Source organism: Grimontia hollisae CIP 101886, from assembly GCF_000176515.1.
Lineage (GTDB): Bacteria > Pseudomonadota > Gammaproteobacteria > Enterobacterales > Vibrionaceae > Enterovibrio > Enterovibrio hollisae.
Map to the genome: position 1 here is coordinate 967,425 of NZ_ADAQ01000013.1, position 24,461 is coordinate 991,885.

Sequence of the window (24,461 nt, forward strand, 5' to 3'; positions counted from 1 at the left end):
AAAGCAATTTTCAGGCCAAAATGCTAGAACGTGGATTTCTGACGGGGATAAATAAGGGTAGCGAACTCATCCATCTGCTTTTGCTCCAGACGTTCTGCCCGCATGCTTGCTTCCTTCTGGCGTTTCTCCACCAACCATTCCAACGAGTTGGTTTTTTGGCGACACGTCTGCCAGTGCTCTCGACAACGTTCCACATTGTCTTCAAAATCCACCGCCACCTGGCGCTGTTTTGCCAGCGTTTCATCAAGCTGGACGATAAAGCGGTTGAGGTGGCCATAACTGCTGGCACTCAGTCCTGATTGACCTCGTTCAGACAACTGACGGAAATAGTCGAGGCGGTAGCGCTCAATTTGCGCCACTTGCATGTAGTAGCTTTGCAATTCCTGTTGGGCTGCTATCAATGCCAGATGAGCATGACGCTCCTGCTCTTTGGCCTGTTCAATGAGAAGTATCATCGCGCCGTCAGACATGCATCACCTACTACTGGAGCGTTAAACGTAACATATTGACACACATGTCGTACGGCACCACCTCTTTCATGCCCTGCTGCAGGTACATATCCAGACGCGGCTTTAACGTAAAAGCCTGATCAATTGCCTGATCCGTGCCCGGTTTATAAGCACCGATTGACACCAAATCCTGATTTTTGCGACACACGGACAGCACTTGCCGCACGGCACGGGCCATCAGCATATGTTCATCATTGACAATGTTCGGCATCACGCGGCTGACCGAACGTTCAACATCAATGGCTGGATAATGGCCTGCATCGGCCATTTCACGGGAAAGCACAATGTGACCATCGAGAATCGCCCGCGCCGCATCGGCAATCGGGTCCTGCAGATCATCACCTTCTGTCAGTACGGTAAAAAAGGCCGTGATCGACCCCTGTCCGTCGCTGCCATTTCCGGCACGCTCTACCAATGCAGGCAGTTTGGCAAACACAGACGGCGGATACCCTTTTGTAGCCGGTGGCTCGCCAACCGACAACGCGATTTCACGTTGAGCCTGAGCAAAACGGGTCAGTGAGTCCATCAGCAGGAGAACATCCAACCCCTGATCGCGGAAAAACTCAGCAATGGTCAGTGCCGTCTGACAGCCTTTCAATCGCATTAACGGTGATGCATCCGCCGGCGCAGCAACCACCACTGCACGTTCACGACCCTCTTTCCCGAGGATCTCGTCAATGAATTCTTTGACCTCGCGGCCACGTTCACCAATCAGGCCAACCACGACAACCTGTGCCGTCGTGCCACGAGTCATCATGCCAAGGGTCACCGACTTACCAACACCAGAACCGGCAAACAGACCAATACGCTGGCCCTTACCTACGGTGAGCAAACCATTAATGGCTTTAATGCCCACATCAAGCGGCGCATCAATGGGCTTTCTTGCCAGCGGGTTAATGACAGCAGGGGTGAAAGGAGCCGTTTGGCCGGTAAAAATGTCGCCCAGCCCATCCAGTGGATTGCCAACGCCGTCAATCACACGGCCAAGCAATTCAAGGCCTACAGGTATGCCCTGCTCGCCGATGATGGGGGTCACTCGTGCGCCGGGCAAGACACCAGAGATTTGTTCGCTCGGCATCAAATAAAGGGTTTCGCCTGAAAAACCAACCACTTCAGCGTCAACCGTGCCGTTGAGCGTTTCAACTTTACACAGGCTGCCAACCGGCGCACGACAGCCAATGGCTTCCAGGGTTAAGCCCACCACCCTCACCAGCTTGCCTGAAGCAACCGGTCGGATAGATAAATGGTCTGTTTTCAGGGCACTCAAACGTTCAGACAGGTTGAGCATTATCGTCTCCTGCCTCATCACAGAGGTCTGTTGTCGCTTCGTCGACACGCTCAGGTTCAGACTGACTCGCCTGTGAGTCAGTCTGAACCGGATCTTCCTGTACTGGCTCAGTCTCCAGTATTTCAGGAATATCGCCAGTTACCACTTGTTCTGCCCCCTGAAGAACATCAGCTCCCATCCCATCTTCCGGCGGGTTAGGGCCTTTACTGATATTTTGCCCGGCAAAACGGCTCAACATTTCACAGATACGATCTTCCATGCGGTAATCCACCACAGAATCGCCGCAGGCAACCTGAATATCACCACGGTTGAGAGAAGGTTCAGCAATCAAGTGCCATTCCCGTTCTCGGAGTGATTCAACACTGTGTGCAGACGTGACCACGTCTAAATCTTCAGGATGCAAATAAATGGTGATTTGACGTCCGGCCATCGGCAGTGCATTGACCGCCTCACGCAGTGTGTTAAGGATCACCTGTGGATTGGTTTGTACTTCCGTTTGAATCACCGCTTTTGCCAGATGCAGCACCATATCTACAACCTGATTTTGCACCTGGTGATCAACTTGTTCTAAAGGAAATGCCAGTTTGGAAAGGATAGTGTCGAGGTGCTGGCAGCGCGTTTCGATCAGTTTTTGGCCTTCTTCCAGCCCCTGTTGGTAGCCTTCTTCTTTACCAACTTCGAACCCTTCGGTTTTCCCTTCTTCAAAACCGGCTTCTTTTCCTTCAGAAAATCCCGCTTCACGGCCTTCGGCCATGCCTTCTTCGACGGCAGACTGGCGGATTTCATCCAAAGCATCCGCAGTCAGCATTGACAGATCAAGCTCCGATTCCTGATCATCTTCAATGATCTCAGACGGCTCCCAACCTGGATCGTAGTTCATCGCCGTGTCACGCGGCGGTGCATCAACCGGGTTATAGTCAGGAATATCCCAACGCTCGAGAACGTCTTCTGACTGTTCGCTGGTGCGAATATATCCGCGACGACGCTCTAAACTCATGCAGCTACCTTATAAAACTCAGTGTTCAAACGTAATTGATGTTGACTTTGCCCCTGAATTACAGGAATTCGTCTGCACCGCCGCTGCTCAACATAATCTCGCCGGCATCGGCCAGTTTGCGCGCAACAGACAGGATTTCTTTCTGTGCGGTTTCCACATCGGCCACACGAATTGGCCCCATGGCTTCGAGATCGTCCAACAGCATTTCTGCCGCACGCTTCGACATGTTGCGGAGAATTTTGTCGCGTAACCCTTCTTCGGCACCTTTGAGTGCCTTGAGCAGGGCTTCCTGTGGGACGTCTTTGAGAATTGTCTGGATACCACGATCGTCCACATCCGCCAGATTGTCGAATACGAACATCAGATCCTGGATTTGCGATGCCATCTCTTCGTCGGTTTGACCAATTTGTTCCATCAGTGCCGATTCGAGTGAATTGTCCATGTAGTTCATGATGTCGGCAGCCGCTTTCAAGCCGCCAATCTTCGCAGCCTGCGCACCGGCCTGGCCAGCAAACTGTTTCTCCATGATTTCATTCAGCTCATGCAGTGCCGCTGGCTGGACTTCTTCCAGATTGGCGATACGCATGACAAGATCGAGCGCATCACGTTCTGCAAACTGGGTAAGAATTTCCGCTGATTGCTCTGGCTCCAGATACGACAGTACGATGGTCTGGATCTGTGGGTGCTCGTTAATGATGATGGAAGCCACCTGACGTGGATCCATCCATTTGAGCGAATCCAGACCTTTCGAGCCACTGCCAAGGACAATCTGGTCAACCAGATTATTCGCTTTATCTTCACCCAGTGCAGCAATGAGGGCATTACGAACGAAATCTTCACTGCCCATACCAATAGCAGTAAAACCTTGAATATCTTCAAGAAAAAGACGATGAACAGCATTTACCTTATCCTGACTCAGTTCAGACAACTGCGTCATGGCTCCGCCCACTTTCTGGACCTGTTTCGGTTCCAGATGACGGATGATGCTGGCAGCATCCTGCTCAGTCAGGCTGAGCAGGAGAATGGACGCTTTTTCTATGCCTGTCAGCTGCGACACATCAAAGGTGTTATCAGACAACTCTTTATCATCTTTAGCCATCGTTACTTACCCAACTTTTCACGACCTGCGCAGCAAGGTCTGGTTCATTTGCAACCAGTGCACGGACTGCCTTGAGCAGGTCTTCATCTTTATGCAGATCAGGCAGGTTGAGATTCGAAGAACTCATACCAAACGTATTCGAACCATCAAGATCGGCCCCAATCAGACCAATATCGTCATCCGGACTCAAAGGCAGTCCATCCGGACCCAGCATTTCACCATTTGGCCCCAGTAAGGCGTCATCATCTTTCGTTGGGTTGATCAGTTTGGACATCGCAGGGCGAATAAGGACCAATACCACCACGATAATCACCAGTGATGCCGCCAGCCAGCGAACCCAATCATTGAAGTTTTCATGCTCCCAGATAGGCACATCACCCAGTGAAACCACTTCTGGTTCGACAAAAGGTACGGCAAGTACTTCCAGAATATCGCCACGGTTTTCTGTATATCCAACACCACCGACCAGCAGACGGCGGATTTTCTCCAGTTCGGCATCGCTGACAGGTGTACGGGTAATTTCACCGGTTTCCGGATTGGTCGAGGCAATATAGTCAACCGCAACCGACACGGTCTGGCGGGCAATGGTGCCGGTTTGCCCACGACGGTGGCTGATCGTCGTATCCAGTTCATAGTTACGCGTTGCTTCGCGGCTCAGTGACCCTTTATCGCCAGCGCCCCCATTTCTCAAATCCTGAATATCTTCCGGGATAGACGAATCGACAGGCGGCTGATTACTCAGGGCGCCCGGAACGCCGGCCACATAATCGGTGTTGTTGTAATTCTCGCGTGTATACTCACTGCGCGTTGACGGTGTGGCCGGGTCAAAGCGTTTGCGGGTTTCTTCAACGGCGCTGAAGTCCATGGTCACATCGACCTGAGAGGTATAATTACCCAGCCCCAGCACCGGGATCAAAATCGCATCGATTTTCTCGCGAAGCGCCTGTTCCTGCTTACGCTCAAGTTCATATTCCTTGCGGCGTTGCGAGGCTATTGGATCCTGACTGCCAGAACTGAGCAGGCGGCCATGTTGATCTGTGACCGTCACCCGGGAAGGCTTGAGGCTCGGCACAGCAGAGGCCACCATATCCACGATGGAGTCCACCTCTTCCTGCCCCAGCTGGGTCGTACCGCGAACCGTCAGGAATACCGTTGCAGACGCTTCCTGATTGTGACGAACAAACACGCTTTGCTTAGGCATCGCCAACAAGACCCGCGCTTTGCTGACCGCGCGGATTTTTTCAATGGCAGCAGCAAGCTGGCGCTCACGGCTCAGTTTGAGACGCTCACGTTCCAGCTGCTGGGATACACCAAAGCCCATATCCTGCATCAAAATATCGTCACCTTCTTCGGTGGCGGAATTCAGGCCGGCACGGCTGAGGTTAAGCTTGATGCTGGAGTAATCCTTGGCAGGCACTCGAATGGTATTGCCATCCAATGTGTAATCAATTTTCTGTTGATCAAGATGGTCAAGAACGGGGATCAGTTCTTCCGTTTCGTAGGTGCCGAGCGGACGCATTTCCGGTTCCTGAACCCACATAAACAGCAGCACAACAAGAGAGATACAAATGGCAACAGCAGCAACGAGGATCAACTGACGTGCAATATCCATCCCCCCCAGTGGGCCGGTGGGGGTCACGTCACGCTCCATCATATCAGGATCAGCCAGCGACGTTTCGCTGTCCGCCGTAGCAGGCAATGCCGCAGCACCGTCATTCAAGGCAAGTTGTGTATTGTCGTTGTCTTCCGCCACAATCAGGTCCTACTTCCCTTAAACAGGCATGTTCATCAGTTCTTTGTACGCTTCGACCAGCTTGTTACGGGTCTGTACCGTCGCTTCGAAAGCAACACTGGATTTATTACGCGCAATCATCACGTCTGACAGGCTGACATTGCGGTCTCCCTGGTCAAAACGCGTTGCCAGTTCACCAGAAGTCTTCTGCATACCATTCACGTGGTTGATGGCAGTAGACAAAAGCTTGCCAAAATCCTGGGAGACTTGTTGACCGGTCGCAGCACGGGCGGTGTTCTGCGCTTCCAATGCCATGGTCTGCATTTCATGCTGCATCGGGGTAATTTTCATAGGTCGTCCTCGCTGTCAAAACTTTGGCAAATCCCGCCAATCTGGGCATTTGAAGTTATCCAACTAATGGATATGCAATTATCACGCCAAGCAGAAAAATATCATCACGCTATGAGCAATTTACATCACTGCGGAATGTCGATACCTGCGTCGCGCATTTTGGCAAGCTTATAGCGCAAGGTTCTCGGGCTGATCCCCAATCGTTCTGCCACATCTTTGCGTCGCCCCTCACAGGCACGAATAGTGTCGAGAATAATGGCAAACTCCTGATCGCGAAGCTCACTGCCAAGGCTGTCAGCAGAAGCAGGCGCAGGCTCACCACGGTATGCCTCATTATGGTTTGATAATGCGCGGCGCTGAATACTGGGTGGTACGGCATCACAACCCGCAACCAGATTTTGCAGGCTGCCCGCATCGTTCCAGTCCACGCCTTCTAACAGGATGTCACCAGCATCAATGACACCCTGATGACAAAGAATAAGCGCCCGCTGCATCACGTTATCCAGCTCACGGACATTGCCCGGCCAGCGGTAATGCGTCAGCTTTTCGGCGGCCTCCTGAGTCAGCAGGGGCGCGGCTTGCCCAAGCTTGCAGCAATGGCGTGTTAAAAGGTGTTCTGCCAGCGGGATAATGTCACCTGTGCGCTCACAAAGTGGCGGCCACGCAATGGGAAACACATTCAGGCGATAGTAAAGATCTTCACGGAAATGACCTTCTTCCACATACTGACGCAGATCGCGGTTGCTGGTCGCCAGTACACGGACATCCAGCTTAATGCTTTTCCGGCTCCCCAGACGCTCCACTTCCCGTTCCTGAAGGACACGCAGCAGTTTGGCCTGGAGCGCCAGATCCATTTCACTGATTTCATCGAGCAGGATAGTCCCACCCTGAGCCTGTTCAAATTTCCCCGGGCACGCCTGCACAGCGCCGGTAAACGCGCCTTTTTCGTAGCCAAACAGGGTCGCTTCCAGCATATTTTCTGGAATGGCGGCGCAGTTAATGGCAACGAACGGCCCCTCCGAGCGAACTGACTGGCGGTGGATGTGGCGGGACATCACTTCTTTACCGGAACCGCTCGGCCCAAGAATCATCACGTTGGCATCGGTTTTCGCCACGCGGTCTGCTAACGCAATCAAGGCCCGGCTTTTCGGGTCAGCCACCACGGCATCGCTGTTGTCTGTTTTGACTGGCGCATAACGGCTCACCATGTTGAGCAGCACTTCCGGTGCAAAGGGTTTTGCCATGTAATCAATCGCACCTTCTTTCATGGCTGAGACTGCATCCTGAATATTGGCGTAGGCCGTCATCAACAATACAGGAAGGTTGGGGTAGTTGAGCTTGATATTTCTCAGCAACCCCAGTCCATCCATGCCCGCCATCTGGACATCAGACACCACAATATCGACCGTTTCATTTTTCAGCAGTAACAGCGCCTGTTCGGCACTGTCTGCCTCCAGCCACTGATAGCCTGCCAGCGCGAGTGTATCCACCAAGGCTTCACGCAAACCTTCATCATCTTCAACGATAAGTACTTTGCTCTGATTCATTGTGTTTCTCCTGATACCTTTTGTTGCGCGATGTCGACATTATCTGCCAGCGGTAGGCAGAGCGTAAAACAAGCCCCCTGGCCAGGTTGGGATTGCAATGTCAGCCTGCCTTTATGGGCATGGCAGACCATTTGGACTACCGCGAGTCCAAGGCCAGTGCCTTGTTGTCGGGTAGTGAAAAAAGGTTCGAGAATTTTGCTTTGTAGTCCGGGGGCAATACCGGGACCATTATCCGCAACCGACAAAAACAGTTGTCCCTGCATGACTCGGGCATCTACCACCACCTTGCAGCCTTTACCCGCAACCTGAATCGCGTTGACAACCAGATTGGAAAGCGCACTTGCCAGAGCATTCATGTTGCCAAGCAGCATATGGGATTCATCATCACCGTTGATCTCAAAATCCACCTGCTGACTGCTCACCAAGGCTTCCACCATAGGTTCAAACTCATTGAGCAAGTGTTCCAGGGTGAAGGTGTTCACCACTTTGTTGTCGCCGCCTTTAGCGAAAAGCAACATGTCATTTACCTGCTTTTCCAGATCATGCAGCCTGTCTACCAGTTTCATCTGAAACCGCTGACGGGTCGGTTCGCTCAGGTTCGGTGTGCTAAGGTTGGCAGCATAGAGCAATGCGCTCGATAATGGCGTCCTGACCTGGTGGGCCAACGATGCCACCATTTTTCCAAGTGAAGACAGGCGCTGTAGATCGCTGACACGTGATTGCAGCAGGCGGGTTTCTGTCATATCTGTGATAAGGATGAGTTGGCCGGAATCTGAGGCGGAAATGGCCAGTTTTACGCGACGGCCATCGCGGAGTGATACTTCATGGCCGTCATCCTCACGGGGAGAGAATGCCCGGTTAATCACATCCACCCACCGTTCTTGCTCAAGCGGAGTGCCCAATAGATGGTGCGCTTCCGGGTTGGCTTCCGCCACACGACCGAAGGAATCGAGCATGATGACGCCAGCTGGCATGACATCTAATACTTGTTTGTATCGGAGAACCTGCTGATTAACAGTTCCCAGTGGCGAATTATTGGCTTCCATGATGCTTAATGCTTTCCGCTCTCTTTTCTGACGCTAAGCAGCCTTAAGCAGATTACGTGCCAAACATAAAGTCTTTTAAAATCAACAAATTAAGATAAATACAAATAAAAAAGCGAAGTCAAAAAAATGACTTCGCTTGCATATTGTCTAACACCGTATTTCAACCGGTAAATGCGTTTAGGCGATATCTTCTTTATTCAGGCCATATTTACGCATTTTCTCTACCAGTGTTGTGCGTCGCATTCCCAGCATATCGGCAGCACGCGCCACAATCCCCATCTGCGCTTCAAGCGCCTGACGGATCATGTCAACTTCCAGATCAGCCAACATTGCTTTCAAATCCACACCTTCAGGCGGCAATCCCGCTGCCGAAGGATTAGTAAAGCCCGGCATATCATCTGGCTGCTCATCCATGGCGAATACAGCATGGAGTGCATCACGCTCCAGATCTTCCTGATCTTGAAAAGCGCCCAATGTTTCTGGCTGGAATTCAGGAATATCACTGTAACGGTATTTATTCGGCAGCCGGTTTACATCAACCATTTGCCCCGGATAGAGAATAATCATGCGCTCAATCAGGTTCGCCAGCTCACGAACATTACCTGGCCAGTCGTGTTCCATCAAGGAACTAATGGCTCTTGGGGTAAGGTGCATCTGATTTCCACCTTCAGCTTCCAAACGTGCCATCAACTCCTGAATAAGCAGTGGAATATCTTCAAGGCGTTCGCGCAAGGCAGGCATCTCAATCGGGAATACATTCAGACGATAAAAGAGATCTTCACGGAATGTGCCTTCATCAATCATGGTATCAAGATTGCGGTGGGTTGCTGCCACCACACGAACGTCAGCACGAATGGTTTTATTTCCACCCACCCGCTCAAAACAACGCTCCTGCAATACACGGAGCAATTTCACCTGCATTGGCTGCGGCATATCACCGATTTCATCTAGAAACAGTGTGCCACCTTCTGCCATTTCAAAGCGGCCTTTCCGTGCAGAAATTGCACCGGTAAACGCCCCTTTTTCATGGCCAAACAACTCACTTTCCAGCAGCTCTGGTGGGATTGCGCCACAGTTAACCGGCACAAACGGGCCTTTTCCACGTTGTGAGTGGTAGTGAATGTTACGGGCAACCACCTCTTTACCTGTGCCTGACTCGCCCAAAATTAATACGCTGGCATCAGTTCCAGCAACTTGATCAATAAGATGACGAACATCGGCGATCGCGTCACTGCGACCCACCATGCTTCTAAATAGCGTATTTTTTCGGCTAAGTTGTGGAATATCGAATCCGCGTTTACCCGAAAACTCCTGACAGTGTCGGAGTGCATCGGCAAGTTGTGGGTAATTTAGTGGCAGTTCAAGTTCACCGACAAAATTTGGCAATCCTGACAATTCCGTTTTATGTTTCGCAAGCGCAATAACGGGAATATGGTTATGAATCGCTAAATTATCAAGCACTTGTGACAAGCGCTGGGGTGAGTGAATATTACCCAGAAAACAGGCACCTTCAACCTGTTTCCAGTGCGAATCATTTAGCTTAGTGGTTGAACATAGCAGGCATTGCTCACCAATAAACTCCAAGATAACGCCTAAATCATGACGAAACTGTTCATCATCCTCGATAACAAGAATCTTCGTTAAACCTTGCATGTGTGAGATATATCTGCCCTAAAACCTTCTAAGTTATTGGCGCAACGGATGTCGCTAATAACTGAATAATGTCACCATTGTAATTGTTGCTTGCTATATGACAACCGGAGACACAATAAAGCTGTGACTCCAGTGCCAACACAGATATGATTTTAGTGAATTCAGTGTGGTTTTATGCGTCTGCAGAGGTGATATTGTGATACTCAGCGGGTATTTGATCCCACGCTGATTTTATTTCGCGCAAAATATCAATGACATCATCAATAGGCGCTTCTAAATTATCCCGGTTTGCTTCCGAGACCTGACGGATCATAAAATCGTAAAGCGCATCAAGGTTGGAGGCAATTTCGCCACCATCATCCATGGATAAACAGGTGCGCAGACTGATAATAATATCCAGCGCCTTCCCCAAACGTTCACCTTTCACAGCCACGTCACCTTGAGACATTGCGGCTTTCCCCTGAATCAGGCGTTCTATGGCACCTGCCATCAGCATCTGGATCACTTTGTGTGGTGATGCGGCACTTAACTGGCTGTCTACGGAGACTTTTTTGTAGGCCTGAAGTGACCCTCTCATAATGTTCCTCACCTACTCAAATTTTTTGTAAAGTTGTACTGACTTACGCCCTTTTTTAAATTGATTGACTTGGGCTGCTGCACTGTCACGCTGTGTTTTTATAAGGATAAATAACCGCTTGGTGCGGGCAGTCGCTTCCGTCCAAACAGCGAGTCCAGGTTTTTCTGACGACACAGTAATTTCAGCCAGGCATTGTTTTCTTTTATCCAATAACCGTGCCATCTCGTCTGAATCGACAGATTCTGAATACAATACAGCAAGAAGCTGCTCATCAATGTCAGACAGTTGAGATAACAAGGCTTGCATATTCATCCTGTCGTTGTTGGCATAATGCTCATCATGGCTGCCAGTTGGGATTGCATTTGGGCCATTGCACTGTCCATGGCAGAAAACTGCTTTAATGTGCGGTTTTCTAAATCTTCCATCCGGCGATCAAGGTTGTCCTGCTCGTCCTGCAGTCGGATACGCTGATCACCCAAACTGGTTTCACGGTTACGAATCGCACCGTCCACCCCGGTAAAGTTTTGTACGGTTTCTTCCAGCTTGCGGGCAAACCCTTGGTTTCCGCCGAAAAAGCCTTCAAGCGCACCGTAATTACGCGTCAATTGTTTGTCTAACAGGTCGTAGTTGATTTCCAGCCGCCCTTCCATGGTCGTCGAAATACCGAGCTCACTGAGTGTTCTCAGCGAATTCGGCGCCCCTTCAATCGGCGACGAAAAGAGTGAACGCATTTGATTGACGGCAGAACGGATCACGCTGTCGCCCACTAACGGACCACCTTGCCGGGTTTCCGGATCATATTTCGACAATGCCTTCGTCACCTGGTAAAAGGCATTGTACGCATCCACAAACTCTTCCAGCGAGGCTTTTACTTTATCTCTGTCCTCTTCCACCTTGATGGTCACAGATCCTTCAGGTGCAGATGTCAGTTGGGCTACGTCAATATTTACACCACGGATGGCATCAGAAAACGTATTGGTATCACTGGTAACAGAAGCAAGGCCATCAATCAAAATCCGCGCGTCCAATGCTGCCTGCATCTCATTCATGGAATTGGTGGCGCTGGCGGGGTTATACGCCAGTGCCTGCAAAGGCGAGGATACCGGTGCATTGACGGTAACAGAAATCTGGTTTTCCGCCCCGGTTTTATCGCCCCCCAGAATCAACCGCGCTCCGCTGTCATCGTTAATGACAGACGCTTTGATACCGGGGTTATTGGCGCTGCTGTTGATTGATCGCACAACGTCCAGCAAGGTGCTGCTATTGGCATCAATATCGATAGTGGTGGTGCGGCCGCCCAGACTGAGTGTCAGTTGTCCGGCACCAAAATCGGTATCAGCATCCAAACCGTCAGAGACCAGTTTATGGGACTGAGCAAGTTGCTGTACATCGATGGAATATACGCCGGTAACGGCTTGGTGATCGGCGGAGGCGGAGACAGCCTCTTCATTGCTTGAAACTGTGCTCCGCGCCGCGAAGGTATTGTTACGGCGAAAGTCGTACATCAAATCTTTCATCGTATCGAGGGAAGTTTTGAGCCTACCGTAAGCGCTGATGTTGGTTTCAACATCATTCAGGCCCTTAACGATTCGCTCTTGTTTGGGCGAACGCTCGGCTTCAACAATTTTGTTGACGATGGAGTTGATGTCGATACCACTTCCAAGGCCTGTTGCGCTTACACCCATGGTTTACTCACCTCAGTTATACCTTTTCTGCAACCAGCCCCCTGGCATGAAGGGACAGTTGCTGTGCCAGCTCTAGCATTTCCTTCTCTGGAATTTGTCGGATAATGTCGCCGCTACTCATTTCATAAACAGTGACAACACTTCGTCCAGATTGCTCATCGAGTCGGAAAGATAAGCCTTTGTTAAAGGTAGACACAAACTCATCCAGTCGCTCAACCAGCATTTCGAGCTGTTCTTGCTGTATCTTCCGGGTATCTTCAAGCCGCTGGACTTGCTCTACCCGATGTTGAGACAGCTTTTCAACATTCTCGGCCATCTGCTGCTGGTTTGTGATATTGGGTTGCGCCCGCTCCACAGTTTGATTACTAGCAATTTTTGTGCCGGACTGTGGGGTCACATGGGACAGGGATGACGTCGAAACGGATGATAGGTCCATCGTAGTTCACCTCCTGTTAGCTATTGACGGTGAGGGGCAAGCTCACCGTCATTTTCTCGCCGTTAGCCTAACAGGCTCAGTGCAGCTGACGGTGCTTGCTTCGCTTGTGCAAGTATAGACGTACCGGATTGCTGCAAGATCTGAGATTTAGTGAACTGCGTCGTTTCTTTCGCAAAATCAACATCTCGGATGCGACTGTTAGACGCACTGACGTTCTCGTTAACATTGTCCAGATTCGCTATTGCATGGCTTAAGCGGTTCTGTTTTGCACCCAGCTCAGCACGGTGTGAATCGATGTATTGCATCGCATTGTCCACCAGGCCAACTGCACGCTGGGCACCACCGACTGTACTCACATCGACATCTTGGACAGTTTCGTCAACTTTTGCCGCACCGGCAATACCCAGAGACGTTGCCAGAGCTCCGGTAAACGCCACGTCCGAGCCAGAAGCCGCCACGACTTGTAGTTCGCCGTCTTCCGTCACAGAGGCTGAAACTTGACCATCTGCCTGACCATTGATGTAGGTTGCCACTTCTTCTACGTCATCGCCTGCTTTCGCAGAAACGTTGATGGTTGCAGTCGTACCGTCAGCATTGGTGATAGCCATAGACAGGGTTGCACCGGCAGTTGCTGTCCACGCTGCCATGTCCACAGAAGCAGCAACCGTCGCTTTATAGGTTGCACCACCCATCAGGGCCTCATCTGCACGGATGTTCTTGAACTCCATGAAGACAGCTTCACCGGCATCAGCACCGATTTGGAACGCTTTAGTGCCAAACGTACCGTTCAGCAGTTTCGCGCCACCGAAAGAGGTGGTTTCTGCAATACGGTTCAATTCGTCTTGCAGGGCAACGATCTCTTCTTGAATCGCCCCACGCTCTTGGGAACCGTTCGCACCGTTCGCAGATTGCAGTGCCAGATCACGCATACGTTGCAGGATATTGGTGGACTCTTCCATCGCACCTTCTGCCGTTTGTGACATCGAAATACCGTCGTTGGCGTTACGTACTGCAACATCCAGGCCTCGGCTTTGCGAAATCAATCGGTTAGAAATTTGCAGACCGGCTGCGTCATCCTTCGCGCTGTTAATACGGAAACCCGAAGACAAACGTTCCATCGAAGCGTTCAACGAATCCGTTGAACTGTTCAAGTAGCGCTGAGCGGTCATTGCAGGCACGTTAGTGTTTACTGTAATAGCCATAACTATTCTCCTTTGGTACTAAGTCCGGCTTCCGCCCAGCAACCCAGGGAAAACCAGTTCTAAATCTCTCACACCCCATGTAACGGCCCGTTTGGAAAAACCTTTACACTTTTTTTCCTATTCTCTTACACCTTCGTGATGTCGGTGAAAGACCGTAATATCATGGCGCTATGAAGGTTTTCGCCTTCGGGAGAAAAAACTTTAGTGGGGAATGAGAAAAATTATTCTGGCATCTTGACGATTCAATAAGAGTGCTTTAGATACAAAGTGTTAGAAAAATCTAGTGTGTTGCAGAGCTGAGATTGAAAGAAGGGAAAACACAAAAAAAGCGGCAATGACTTGCCGCTTTTAGGGAGGTTGCTGTCTGCTACTGGAGCAGGTTGAGTGCGGCCTGAGGCAATTGTTTTGCCTGTGCCAGGATAGAGGTACTTGCCTGCTGCAGGATTTGGCCTTTGGTCAGCTCGGTTGTCTCTTTCGCAAAATCGGTATCACGGATACGGCTGTTCGACGCAGACACATTTTCCTGAATGTTAGACAGGTTACTGATGGTATGGCTTAAACGATTTTGTTTTGCCCCCAGATCAGCTCGTTGGCTATCAATATACTGCATGGCAGAGTCAATGATCCCCACCGCCATCTGTGCCCCGCCCACATTACTGACATCAATATCCTGAGCCGTGATGGCAGAACCCGTACCGGTAACCAGCCCAAGGGATGTGGCCAGCGCGCCACCAAAGGTGACATTACCTTCCAGTTTTTCTTCGGCAATGAATATCTGCAACTGACCATCATCGTCAACAGAGGCGGTCAGCATCTCATCGGACTGACCATTAATATAGGTCGCCAATTCCTCGATATCGTCGCCCGCTTTGGCATCAATATTGAGATTGATGGAGTTACCGTCTTTGGTGGTAAACGCCAATGTCAGGGTTGATGCTGCTGCCGTCACTCCCCAGCCTGCCGTTTTCGCCGACGTGCCGATAAACTCGGTTCCCCCCATACGGAAATCATCAGCACGGATACTGGTGAGTCCCATGATAATCGCTTCACCGGAATCAGCACCTATCTGAAAAGAAGCTTCACCAAAAGAACCATTCAGCAGACGGCGGCCACCAAAAGCAGTGGTTTCCGCGATACGGTTAAGTTCGTCCTGAAGTGCTGATACCTCTTCCTGAATCGCGACACGTTCAGAGATACCGTTCGCACCATTTGCCGATTGCAATGCCAGGTCGCGCATACGTTGTAAGATGTTGGTGGATTCCTGCATTGCACCTTCTGCCGTTTGGGCAATTGAGATGCCATCATTTGCGTTGCGCATTGCAACGTCCAGGCCACGGGTCTGGGCAATGAGTCGATTCGAAATCTGCAGACCAGCAGCATCATCTTTCGCACTGTTGATCCGACTACCAGACGACAAGCGCTCCATCGACGTGTTTAACTCGTTTGTCGACTTGTTCAGGTAACGCTGCGCAGTCATCGCAGACACGTTGGTGTTAACTGTTACACCCATTTTGCTCTCCTTTGACTTTCGCGTATTTTGCGAAACAGCCTCCCCGCGACATAGTTGTCCGAATGTTGAGCGGGACCAGCCTTCAGTTCGTTATCAGGAACGGTATCAGTACCACCGACACCTCATGCTGAAACTTATTCAATTTGCATGCCAACTATTTAAAGTTGTTATTTATCAATGAGTTAATGCGTTACAATTTAAGGTGATATAGCTAAACGGCAAATTTTTTACATTTATCCTCAAGAAAATCGGCAACTTGCCGCCCCAACCTTTGCCTCCTCATAAACATAGCACCAGTTCCCGGAAAGAAGAGGGGTGAATCACATTTTATACTCCGACGTTTTTATCTGATGAAACAGCAACAAACACAGCTCTCCATGAATAATGCGTCTTCCGGCACGGTATTTGCTGTCTTTAGTTCTCAATAAACGTCATATTTTTTGCGCGAATACAGACATGGATCCCTTATGAACAATCCCTCCCAAACCAATGAACTTGGTATGACACTGGAACAGGCGTTTGAGCATGGTGTTTCGCTCTACCAACATCAAAAAAAGTGTGAAGCCCGAGAGGTGTTCGAGCAAATCCTTTCTCATGCGCCGGATGCGTTGCCGGTTCTGCAGGTCTTGGCTGTGTTAGACAGTGAAGACGGAGCCTGGCAGGACGCCCTGAATAAGCTGAATCATGCCCTGTCAGTCGAGCCCGGCAATGCGTCCATCCTGTTTGACAAAGCCGCGCTATTGGCCCAACACGGCATGAACAGAGAGGCGCTGGACATCGTAGACGCATTGTTAGGCGCAGCGCCTGACCATCAGGAGTTGCTGGCAATGCGGCAACAACTTACCGCCGCGATCGGCAAACGGGGTGAAAGCCGCCGCACGGCAAAACAGTTCATCCAGACCCGTGCGCACAAAAATGCGGTGATAGAGGCAGAAGTGCAGGAAACCCTGACGCTTGCCAACCAAATGGTGGCAAGCGGCAACCTGGAGCAAGCGAAACAGCTTTTTAATGCTGTGATCAGCGTTGCCGGTGATAACCCAGCAGCGCTGCTTGGTCTGGCTAAGCTTTATATCGATGAAGAAAAGTTCGGCCTTGCCCGCCAGAACCTGTTGCGCGCCTTCAATGAAGATGATGCTGAAAAAGAAGTTGTGGTGCTTCTTAGCCACAGCGCCATCAAAATAGAAGATTACAAAGCCGCACGAGAGCATGCCCGGTTTGGCCTTAGCGCCTGGCCAGACGAACCGTTGTTTTGCCGCCTGACCGTACTGAGCTACGAACGGGAAGAAAACTGGCTGGAAGCATACCGACAGGCGAAAGCCTTTCTCCGGCGATACCCTGCCGACAGTGATTTGCTGAACAGGCTGGCAACCGCAAGTTTCCTGCTACTGCGTACACGCCACAACTTTATACCGGCAGCGATTCTGGCGTGCCAGCAGCATATTGAGCAGGCAGCCCGTGTCGCCGATGAGGCAAACAGGTTACGTCTTTCTACCTACCTGGCTGAAGTGCTCTGGTACAAGGGTGAGGCAAACGCCGCGAAAACCTTGCTGGAAGACTACATTGCCAAGCATCCCGATGATATTGAAGCGGGCTTTAACGTCAGTTTTGTTTACCGCACCTTGGGCGAATGGGAAAACTATTACCGTGCCAATGAGCTGGGCCTGACCTGCCACCGCCGTCTTCAATACAGCGGCGATATGCCACAGTGGAACCTTAGCCGACCAAAAGACGATGTGGTGTTGGTCATGCCAGAGCAAGGCGTCGGGGATGAAATTCTCTACTTCCACAACCTTGGCATGGTGTTGGAAAACGCAAAGAAAGTGTATGTAGCCTGTGACCCACGTCTTGCCTCTATCTTATACCGCGCCTATCCCGAGGCGGAGATGGTGCCTATCCAGCGTATTGAAGGCGAAGGTATTCATATCCCAGAAAACGTGATGAACAACATCACGTCATGGGTTGCTGGCGGCAGCCTTGCGGGGATGTGCTACCACCAGTATGGCCGACACGTCTACCAATCCCGTTATATAAACCTGTCGCAAGAGACCCAAACTCACTGGCATGAAAAGCTGGCTGATATTCGCAGCGCACATCCGGGGAAAAAACTGGTTGGTCTCTGTTGGCGAAGCGGGCTTACCGCAGCCACACGTAACATGCATTATCTGGTTGCTGAAGAAGTGGCATATCTGGTGAAACAATGCCCGGATGCCGTATTTATCAACCTCCAATACGGCGATTGCCGCAAAGAGCTGGGTAAGATTGAGAAACTGTCCGGCGTGCGCATCATACAACTGGATGGGCTGGATCTACGCGATGACTTTGAAAGCACCGCCGCCGTTATCAGTGGGCTGGATGCCGTTGTTACCGCAGGTACGGCTGTTCACCGGCTCACCACGGCTGTCGGCACACCTTGCCACGTTTTCTTTGCTGGAACCGATGACGCAGACTATACACAGCCAGAAGCACTAAACAGCGATAACGAGCTTGGTTATTTCTATCCGCCGATGCTGGAGAACAAATATCCTTTGTTGGAATCTATCGCCCGCCATCTCCACTCTAACGACTAAACACCCCAAACAAGAAAGGTCAGCCGGTGCTGACCTTCTCTTTTTCTTGTCGATTACTATTACCCGCAACGACTACAGGCAATTAGGCATCTGCGACCCAATCAGCAGGGCATGGCGGGCGTCGGGTTTCTCTTGCCGACAGCAGCAACAAGCCAAATGCCACCGCGCCGGCAAGCAACATCGCCAACATCACGCTGTGATAGTTATAAAGCTCTGCCACCACGCCAACTGTCATGCTCGATGCCAGACTGGCAACCATAATCGCGCTGTTGAACAACGTCGTTGCCACCCCCATCTGGTTTGGCATTTTGTTCTGGATAACGACCATACCCAGACTGGCACTGATACCGACAGCCAGGCCATTCAGCAATTGCAGCGCATACATTTGCCAGAGCGTATCAGCATGAAACAACAGGGTATAAAAGAGGCAAGCGGCTGCCGCACTTAACACCATCAGGCGCTGTGGTGCCATTTTCGCGGCCCAAAGCCCTGCCAACACCATCACCGGGATTTCGACAAACGCTGCCAGTCCAAGTAGCTGGCCAGCCACTGCCCCTGCCATTTCAAGCTCTTTGGTGACATACAAAGGAATCGACATCACATACATATTATTGGCCATAAACAGCATAAAAACGGCACACAGGTACAAAGGTGCGCCCGGAATCTTATGCCAGGGCTGGCGCATTGCCGACCCATCACTACTTTCTGTCTCATTCAGCTTGGTTGACGGGAACCATCGCCAGACAATCAACAGCGAAATCATCATGTTGGCAGCCGCAAACATAAATGCACCGTTAAAACCAAACGCATCGTAAAGAATAAACGCCAGTGGCGGACCAATCACCCAGGACAGGGATATCATGGCACGCATCAGCGACACAAACAGGGTACTTTTGTCACCGAGGTTTTTATCCGCAAACTCACGGCCAATCGCAAAAGTCTGTGGCAACGCTGCCGCCGTAAAGCTGGAAATGAAGATCATCACCGCCAGTGCCAAATAAAAATCCCGAATCACCATAAACAGCATCATAACGACAATAAACGCGCTTTGAGCCAATAAGATGATTTGGCGGCGATCCCACCCCACATCGGACAACTTGGCAATACGCTGCGAGACTACAACGCCACTTAGAATGGAAATGGCCATAAATATCCCCATTTGCAGCGATGACGCATGGAGTCCATCGACAACAAAAATGCCCAATAGGGGATAAAAAAAGCCGCCACTCAGGCCAGCAAACAAACTGACCAGCAGGTAACACAATGAGGATTTACTGGTTAAAAAACTCACGTAGGTTTTCATTGCTCTCTTCTTACAAAAAATGGGACGGACGGTTATATCTCAACAACCCGAAGCTGCAGTTTAAGAACAAATATGCATGCTGTGTGATATCCATCCAGCAACCACTGATACTATTCATTCAACTGCTTCCAAGCTTCTGACAAACTGGGTAAAACAGTATTAAACTAACATTCAGTGACAGTGCACGATGAAACCCACCATTGAGCGCGTGCAAAAAGATGTCAGCCCTAGCTGGCATTTTGCCGATTACCCCTGCACACAATCCAACATTGGCATGCAATGTGGCTGGCACTACCATGATGAAATTGAGCTGGTGCTGTATTTCGACCCGCTTAACGTTTCCCCCGGTAAAATCATCATTGATGACTACATCGGCGAGGCCTCTCACCACCATGCCTATCTCACCGGCCCCGGCTTGCCGCACATGCTGACCCGTGTCGCGTCTACCGCCACGCCAGAGCGCCCCAGCAGCTCCCATGTACTCTGGCTTGACCAGGCCTGGGTTCAATCCCTGATAACCACGGTTCCGGCACTGTCCGCCGTCAGCGACATGCTGGCGCGCGCCAACAAAGGGTTGAAACTATCCCAGGCTACATTCTCAGCGTTATACCCATTAATGAAGGGGGCATCGACCCTGAAACCCGCCGCACAGTTTGTGCGGGTGGTCGACATCCTCGTTTTGCTCAGTGAAGACAAATCCGCGCAAACGCTGACCTCTCGCCCGTTCTGCTTTTATGTAGCGAAAGACACACCCATTCTCGATAAACTGGAAAAAGCGCAGCAGTTTATCGCCGGCAATTACCACACGCAAATCTCCGTGCAGGACATCTGCCGTCATCTTCACATGAGTGAAAGCTCGGTCTACCGGATGTTCGAAAAGCACTTCGCTGACAGCTTCTCCAATCACCTTAAAAACTACCGGCTGGGCAAAGCCTGTGAGCTGCTGGTTCGCTCAAGAACGCCCGTTTCGGTCGTGGCTGAGCGGGTGGGATTTTCCAATCTGTCGAATTTCAACCGGCAGTTTAAAGCCAGCAAAGGGATGACGCCGACAGCGTTCAGGGCATTGTTTGGTTAAGGTGAAAGAGCAGTTTAGAGAGTCAGGATCCTAGGTCCTAGGTCCTAGGTCCTAGAATCCGGTTGTAGATGGCGTTAGATGTAATTAAACAAGGAGAGATCTTTGGTCTTGGCAAATGCCTGCTGAGAGGCCTGCAGCGCCAGCATATTCTCGTTCATGTCGATCACTGCGGTGGAGTAATCCAAATCCTCCATGGTGCCGAGTGAACGGTTCAGAACCAGTTTGAAGTCTTTATGCATGCTCTCTTGCCTGTCGAGGGTTGTCAGCCGGGTCCCCACTTCAGAACGCGCCTTGTTGAGGTGCTTGAACGCCGCGGAGAACTGCTCTGTCACCTGATGCAATTCAGCGGTGGCCGACGCATCAAATATACTCTCGTAGGAAAGCTCAATGCCTTTTTTGAATGCATCAAACACGTTAAAAGTGTCCTGACGCTCCAGCACAATTCTGTCGCCATCCAGCATCTCACCTTCAAAGCTAAGACTCAGGGTTCCCCATTGCACACCGGTTTGCGGATCGTACACCCCACTGCTGACCACATTGCCATCCTGCGTCAGCTCATAGGTGGTCTGCCCCGCACCATCCACAGTGAAGCTGACTGCATATTCGGCGTTATCGGTATTGTTGCTGTTTTTCGCCTGCGCCAGCAGCAGCAACGATCCGCTGTTTAATTCATACTCGGGCTGATAATCGCCAAACGGGTTTTTGATCGTCATAAACACTTCATCACCCGGATCGCTGGTTTGCACTTCGACCGCCGGCGCAACCTGCGCGGTACGGTGATAGCTGTCCCCGGCATATCGTACATTCAGGGCACCATCACGGTAAAAAGGCTGCTTGCTCGACTGGGTGCCAGAAAACAGGAAATTGCCCGACTCATCTTTCGCATTGACCAGATTCATAAAGTTGTCGTAAAGGCCTTTCAAGTCCTGGCGGTGCGCCGTACGGTCATCTTCAGACAGGGAGCCGTTGATCATTTCCATGGTTTTACGCTTGGCGCTGTCAACCAGTTGCTCGGCATCATCAATGGCGATTTCAGCACGGGTCTGGCGGTTTCGTGCCAGGGTGATGGAATCTACATACTGATCGAGCTGCTTGTCCTGTTGGCGAAAGTTCTGGATATAAATCGACGACACAGGATCGTCCCCGGCCGTCAGCACCCGCTTACCGGTCGCGAGCTCATCCTGGTTATCCTGCAACTTCACCTGTTGGCGCATCAGGTCATTGGACACTGACTGGTAATTGTGAAAACTGGCAATACGGCTAATCATCACTCAGATCCTTATCGGGTTGCATTGAGCAGGGTTTCAAACGTTTCGTTTGCCGCGGTCATGATTCTTGACGATGCCATATAGGCATGCTGGAATTTCATCATGTTTGCCGCTTCTTCGTCGAGGTTAACCCCGGAAATTTCAGCCACGCGCCCTGCGGCGGCGTCATGCTCAACACGGCTGACATCTTCAAGCCGTGCAAAGGAGGCTTTCTGCACGCCCAAATCGGTGTTCAACCCTTCATACACATCAATCAGGCTCGAACGGCCACCATCCATCAGTTTCAGGGTTTGCAGCTTCTGCATCCGGATCAGGTTGCCATTTTCACCATCGGCGGGCAGAAGACTGACGGCAAACACATCTTCCGGCGCAGCCCCGTCTGTCAGCTCAAAAGTCGTACCATTCACTGTGACCGGCGCTGTTGGCGGATACGCCTGTGGTGCAAGCAGGATATTGCCCTTCATATCCAGCACCGCAAACTGAGTAGCATCCGGTGAAATAGCAACCTGGAATTCCTGCTGTGCCCCGGGTTGGGTCACTTTCAGATCTCCCTGCCCGGTCAATATCGATTTTGAGCTGATATAGCTTTGGGCGGCAATTTTTGCCGGGTCTTCCATCGTGACGTGAATCTGGCCAGCACCCTGCCTGACAGGGCGAATGATAACCCGCTCTCCGGCAACCAGCCCCACATCGACCTGAATACGCAGGCCATCATAGTTAATCGACGGTGGCGAGCCGGATGGGGTCACCGCTACCGTGTTCTTTTCCGGATCAACCAGGGTGTATTGGCTGCCATCAAATTTCAGCTGATAATCGCCAATTTTCAGCTGCGCCAAGTCGTCAATATAAACCTTAAGCGCTGCGGTGGAATCTGACGCTTTGACAATACGATCCCGGGCAAAATCATCGCTGTTGAAATCAACAAAGATGTTTTCTCCTACCTGCCCCCCAAGATCATAACCTTGCGATTGCAGCTCATTGATTGACATAGCAAAACCGGCTGCAAGGCGGCCCAATTCATCACGCGCTTGTGCCAGCGTATTGTCACGGAATTCAAACATCGCGCCAAGCCTGCCACGGATGTCGGCATTATCGATAGGTTTCAGGGCTTTGCCTTCCACCAGCGCAAGACGGCGTTTCTGGTGATCAGGTGTGCCGGGCACGGTTTGCAGCTCACTGGAGTGCAACCCGGAAACCAGCGTATGCCCGCTGCCAATAATCACATTGTAAAGCCCGTCATCACGTTGGTTGACGCTCACCTGGGTATACTCTGACAGCTCGTTAATCAGCTTTTGGTGACGGTCAAGCAGGTCATTGTCTGCCGCCTGGGCTTTCAGAATCGCTTTGTGGATATCCACAATCTCCGCACCGATATCATTCATCCGTTTCAGGGTGGCATCGATTTCTACCGTGGTATTGGCTTCCTGGGATTGCAGTACATTGTTGATATCATTCAAACCTGCTGCGACAAGGCGGGATTTTTCAAGCACCACTTTACGGGCCCCCATATCACTGGGGCTGTCGGCCAATCCTTTTACTGCGCCGTAGAACTCATTCATGTTCTCAGGAATTTTCTTGGCCGCGTGAGACATCATGTCATCGAGCATAGTGAGTTGGCTGTTGCGGGTTTGGGCATGTGCCAGTGCCGAGGTGGTGATGTTGTATTCGTTGACCGCAAATTTGTCATAGTTCCGGCGAACAGCAGCGGCATGGACACCCTGACCCCATTGGTTTGCCGACCAATAGGCAGAGTCGTTGGCTCGCTGCTCAACAGACTGACGGCTATACCCGTCAGTATTCACGTTTGAGATGTTGTGACCCGTTGTATTCAGCTGCCGCTGTGCTGTCAAAACGCCCTGAGAACCGAGCGTCAGCAGATCAAACCCCATTAAGCCCCCGTATGCGCAAACGCATAACTTACGAAATTGTCTATTGAACAGAATAATTCAAGAATCATGCCATGGCATTTTTATGTTTTATTTCAATAGGATATAAATATAATGAGGTAGAGTGGTGTTGTTTTATACATCACATGGCAAGGGGTTGCCGCAATGCCTGTGCCTGCCGGGAATTGGAAGTTGCCAACACTCACAGCTTGGCGAAAAACGTCATGAACCGAGCCAGTGCCACAGGCCAAATGAAAAATTGGGTAACAGATCAATACCGGCAAATGACTTCACCAGATACAGGGACGTGATCACCACAGAAAACAGTAAAAAACCGCCCAATAGCAGGGCGATAATCCGTCCGGCAAAGGCCGCTTTCTGTTCTGGGCGAGTCAATTCCCGTCGGTTGCGACCAAACAGGAATACCAGATAATAATTCCAGCCAAAGCCCCCTAACATCGTTCTGAAATCAATCACATGGCGCGCTTTGGCCCGTGTCCCAAACCTCAGTTTCAGTTGAAGCAACTGGGCGTCGGTAAATGAGTCAGCAACGTCTTTGGGTGTTTTTTCAAGAAATGCGCGGATAAAAGGATCGCGGCGGATAGCTCCCCTAGCATGACGGGAGAGGGGCTGTGCTGCAGGCTCTGGCCTGTTGTCCTGGTTGGATTGCTGTTCGGTCATTTCCCTTCACTTTCCATTGTCGCCAAGCGTCGATGATTGCCAGGCTGGC

Annotated in this window: 21 protein-coding genes; 2 read left to right on the forward strand and 19 right to left on the reverse strand. The window is 50.9% G+C overall.

Translation table 11 applies throughout. The annotated features are described in order from the left end of the window. Positions 1-23: 23 nt before the first annotated feature. The 15 genes from fliJ to VHA_RS17310 all read right to left on the reverse strand — a co-directional run bounded on the left by fliJ (position 24) and on the right by VHA_RS17310 (position 15,632). The gene (gene fliJ / locus VHA_RS17240; protein WP_005506665.1) at positions 24-470 is read right to left on the reverse strand and encodes a flagellar export protein FliJ; all 447 of its coding nucleotides are present in this window, start codon (positions 468-470) and stop codon (positions 24-26) included. 10 nt (positions 471-480) lie between these two features. Continuing rightward, positions 481-1,797 (reverse strand): flagellar protein export ATPase FliI, encoded by a 1,317-nt coding sequence (gene fliI / locus VHA_RS17245; RefSeq protein WP_005506666.1) that lies wholly within the window; start codon positions 1,795-1,797, stop codon positions 481-483. After that, positions 1,781-2,794, reverse strand: coding sequence for a flagellar assembly protein FliH (gene fliH / locus VHA_RS17250; protein ID WP_005506667.1), 1,014 nt, complete (start codon positions 2,792-2,794; stop codon positions 1,781-1,783). The genes fliI and fliH overlap by 17 nt, the downstream gene beginning before the upstream one ends. A 58-nt stretch (positions 2,795-2,852) precedes the next feature. After that, the gene (gene fliG / locus VHA_RS17255) at positions 2,853-3,893 is read right to left on the reverse strand and encodes a flagellar motor switch protein FliG (RefSeq protein ID WP_005506668.1); all 1,041 of its coding nucleotides are present in this window, start codon (positions 3,891-3,893) and stop codon (positions 2,853-2,855) included. After that, positions 3,886-5,646, reverse strand: coding sequence for a flagellar basal-body MS-ring/collar protein FliF (fliF, locus tag VHA_RS17260; RefSeq protein ID WP_005506669.1), 1,761 nt, complete (start codon positions 5,644-5,646; stop codon positions 3,886-3,888). Before fliF ends, fliG begins: the two co-directional genes overlap by 8 nt. Positions 5,647-5,664: 18 nt before the next feature. Further along, on the reverse strand, positions 5,665-5,976 hold the full coding sequence (fliE, locus tag VHA_RS17265; protein WP_005506670.1) for a flagellar hook-basal body complex protein FliE: 312 nt from the start codon (positions 5,974-5,976) through the stop codon (positions 5,665-5,667). 125 nt (positions 5,977-6,101) lie between these two features. Then, positions 6,102-7,523, reverse strand: coding sequence for a sigma-54-dependent transcriptional regulator (locus tag VHA_RS17270; RefSeq protein ID WP_005506671.1), 1,422 nt, complete (start codon positions 7,521-7,523; stop codon positions 6,102-6,104). After that, on the reverse strand, positions 7,520-8,569 hold the full coding sequence (locus VHA_RS17275; protein WP_005506672.1) for a sensor histidine kinase: 1,050 nt from the start codon (positions 8,567-8,569) through the stop codon (positions 7,520-7,522). Before VHA_RS17275 ends, VHA_RS17270 begins: the two co-directional genes overlap by 4 nt. 177 nt (positions 8,570-8,746) lie before the next feature. After that, on the reverse strand, positions 8,747-10,222 hold the full coding sequence (locus tag VHA_RS17280) for a sigma-54 dependent transcriptional regulator (RefSeq protein WP_005506673.1): 1,476 nt from the start codon (positions 10,220-10,222) through the stop codon (positions 8,747-8,749). 172 nt (positions 10,223-10,394) lie between these two features. Further along, the gene (gene fliS, locus VHA_RS17285) at positions 10,395-10,799 is read right to left on the reverse strand and encodes a flagellar export chaperone FliS (protein WP_040529188.1); all 405 of its coding nucleotides are present in this window, start codon (positions 10,797-10,799) and stop codon (positions 10,395-10,397) included. Between the two features lie 12 nt (positions 10,800-10,811). Continuing rightward, positions 10,812-11,105: a hypothetical protein gene (locus VHA_RS17290; protein WP_005506675.1), complete on the reverse strand. Its 294-nt coding sequence runs from the start codon at positions 11,103-11,105 to the stop codon at positions 10,812-10,814. Between the two features lie 2 nt (positions 11,106-11,107). After that, positions 11,108-12,484 carry a flagellar filament capping protein FliD gene (gene fliD / locus VHA_RS17295; protein ID WP_005506676.1) on the reverse strand — a complete coding sequence of 459 codons (1,377 nt, stop codon included), beginning with the start codon at positions 12,482-12,484 and terminating at the stop codon, positions 11,108-11,110. Between the two features lie 16 nt (positions 12,485-12,500). Next, the gene (locus VHA_RS17300) at positions 12,501-12,920 is read right to left on the reverse strand and encodes a flagellar protein FlaG (RefSeq protein WP_040529190.1); all 420 of its coding nucleotides are present in this window, start codon (positions 12,918-12,920) and stop codon (positions 12,501-12,503) included. A gap of 62 nt (positions 12,921-12,982) precedes the next feature. After that, positions 12,983-14,122 (reverse strand): flagellin, encoded by a 1,140-nt coding sequence (locus VHA_RS17305; protein WP_005506678.1) that lies wholly within the window; start codon positions 14,120-14,122, stop codon positions 12,983-12,985. 367 nt (positions 14,123-14,489) lie between these two features. Then, the gene (locus tag VHA_RS17310) at positions 14,490-15,632 is read right to left on the reverse strand and encodes a flagellin (RefSeq protein WP_005506679.1); all 1,143 of its coding nucleotides are present in this window, start codon (positions 15,630-15,632) and stop codon (positions 14,490-14,492) included. 467 nt (positions 15,633-16,099) lie between these two features. Between VHA_RS17310 and VHA_RS17315 the strand changes: the two genes are divergently transcribed. Then, positions 16,100-18,199: a tetratricopeptide repeat protein gene (locus tag VHA_RS17315; protein WP_005506680.1), complete on the forward strand. Its 2,100-nt coding sequence runs from the start codon at positions 16,100-16,102 to the stop codon at positions 18,197-18,199. Positions 18,200-18,281: 82 nt separating this feature from the next. Here VHA_RS17315 and VHA_RS17320 read toward each other — a convergent pair whose 3' ends face one another. Then, positions 18,282-19,502, reverse strand: coding sequence for a sugar efflux transporter (locus VHA_RS17320; RefSeq protein ID WP_005506681.1), 1,221 nt, complete (start codon positions 19,500-19,502; stop codon positions 18,282-18,284). 187 nt (positions 19,503-19,689) lie between these two features. Between VHA_RS17320 and VHA_RS17325 the strand changes: the two genes are divergently transcribed. Further along, complete coding sequence (locus tag VHA_RS17325) at positions 19,690-20,577, forward strand: AraC family transcriptional regulator (RefSeq protein WP_005506682.1); 888 nt, start codon at positions 19,690-19,692, stop codon at positions 20,575-20,577. 74 nt (positions 20,578-20,651) lie between these two features. Here the strand turns inward: VHA_RS17325 and flgL are convergent, their stop codons facing one another. From flgL to VHA_RS17340, 3 genes are all read right to left on the reverse strand, one after another. Then, positions 20,652-21,845 (reverse strand): flagellar hook-associated protein FlgL, encoded by a 1,194-nt coding sequence (gene flgL / locus VHA_RS17330; protein WP_005506683.1) that lies wholly within the window; start codon positions 21,843-21,845, stop codon positions 20,652-20,654. A gap of 11 nt (positions 21,846-21,856) precedes the next feature. Then, positions 21,857-23,734, reverse strand: a complete 1,878-nt coding sequence (gene flgK / locus VHA_RS17335; RefSeq protein ID WP_005506684.1) for a flagellar hook-associated protein FlgK — start codon at positions 23,732-23,734, stop codon at positions 21,857-21,859. Positions 23,735-23,953: 219 nt separating this feature from the next. Then, positions 23,954-24,412, reverse strand: coding sequence for a hypothetical protein (locus VHA_RS17340; protein ID WP_005506685.1), 459 nt, complete (start codon positions 24,410-24,412; stop codon positions 23,954-23,956). Positions 24,413-24,461 lie beyond the last annotated feature (49 nt).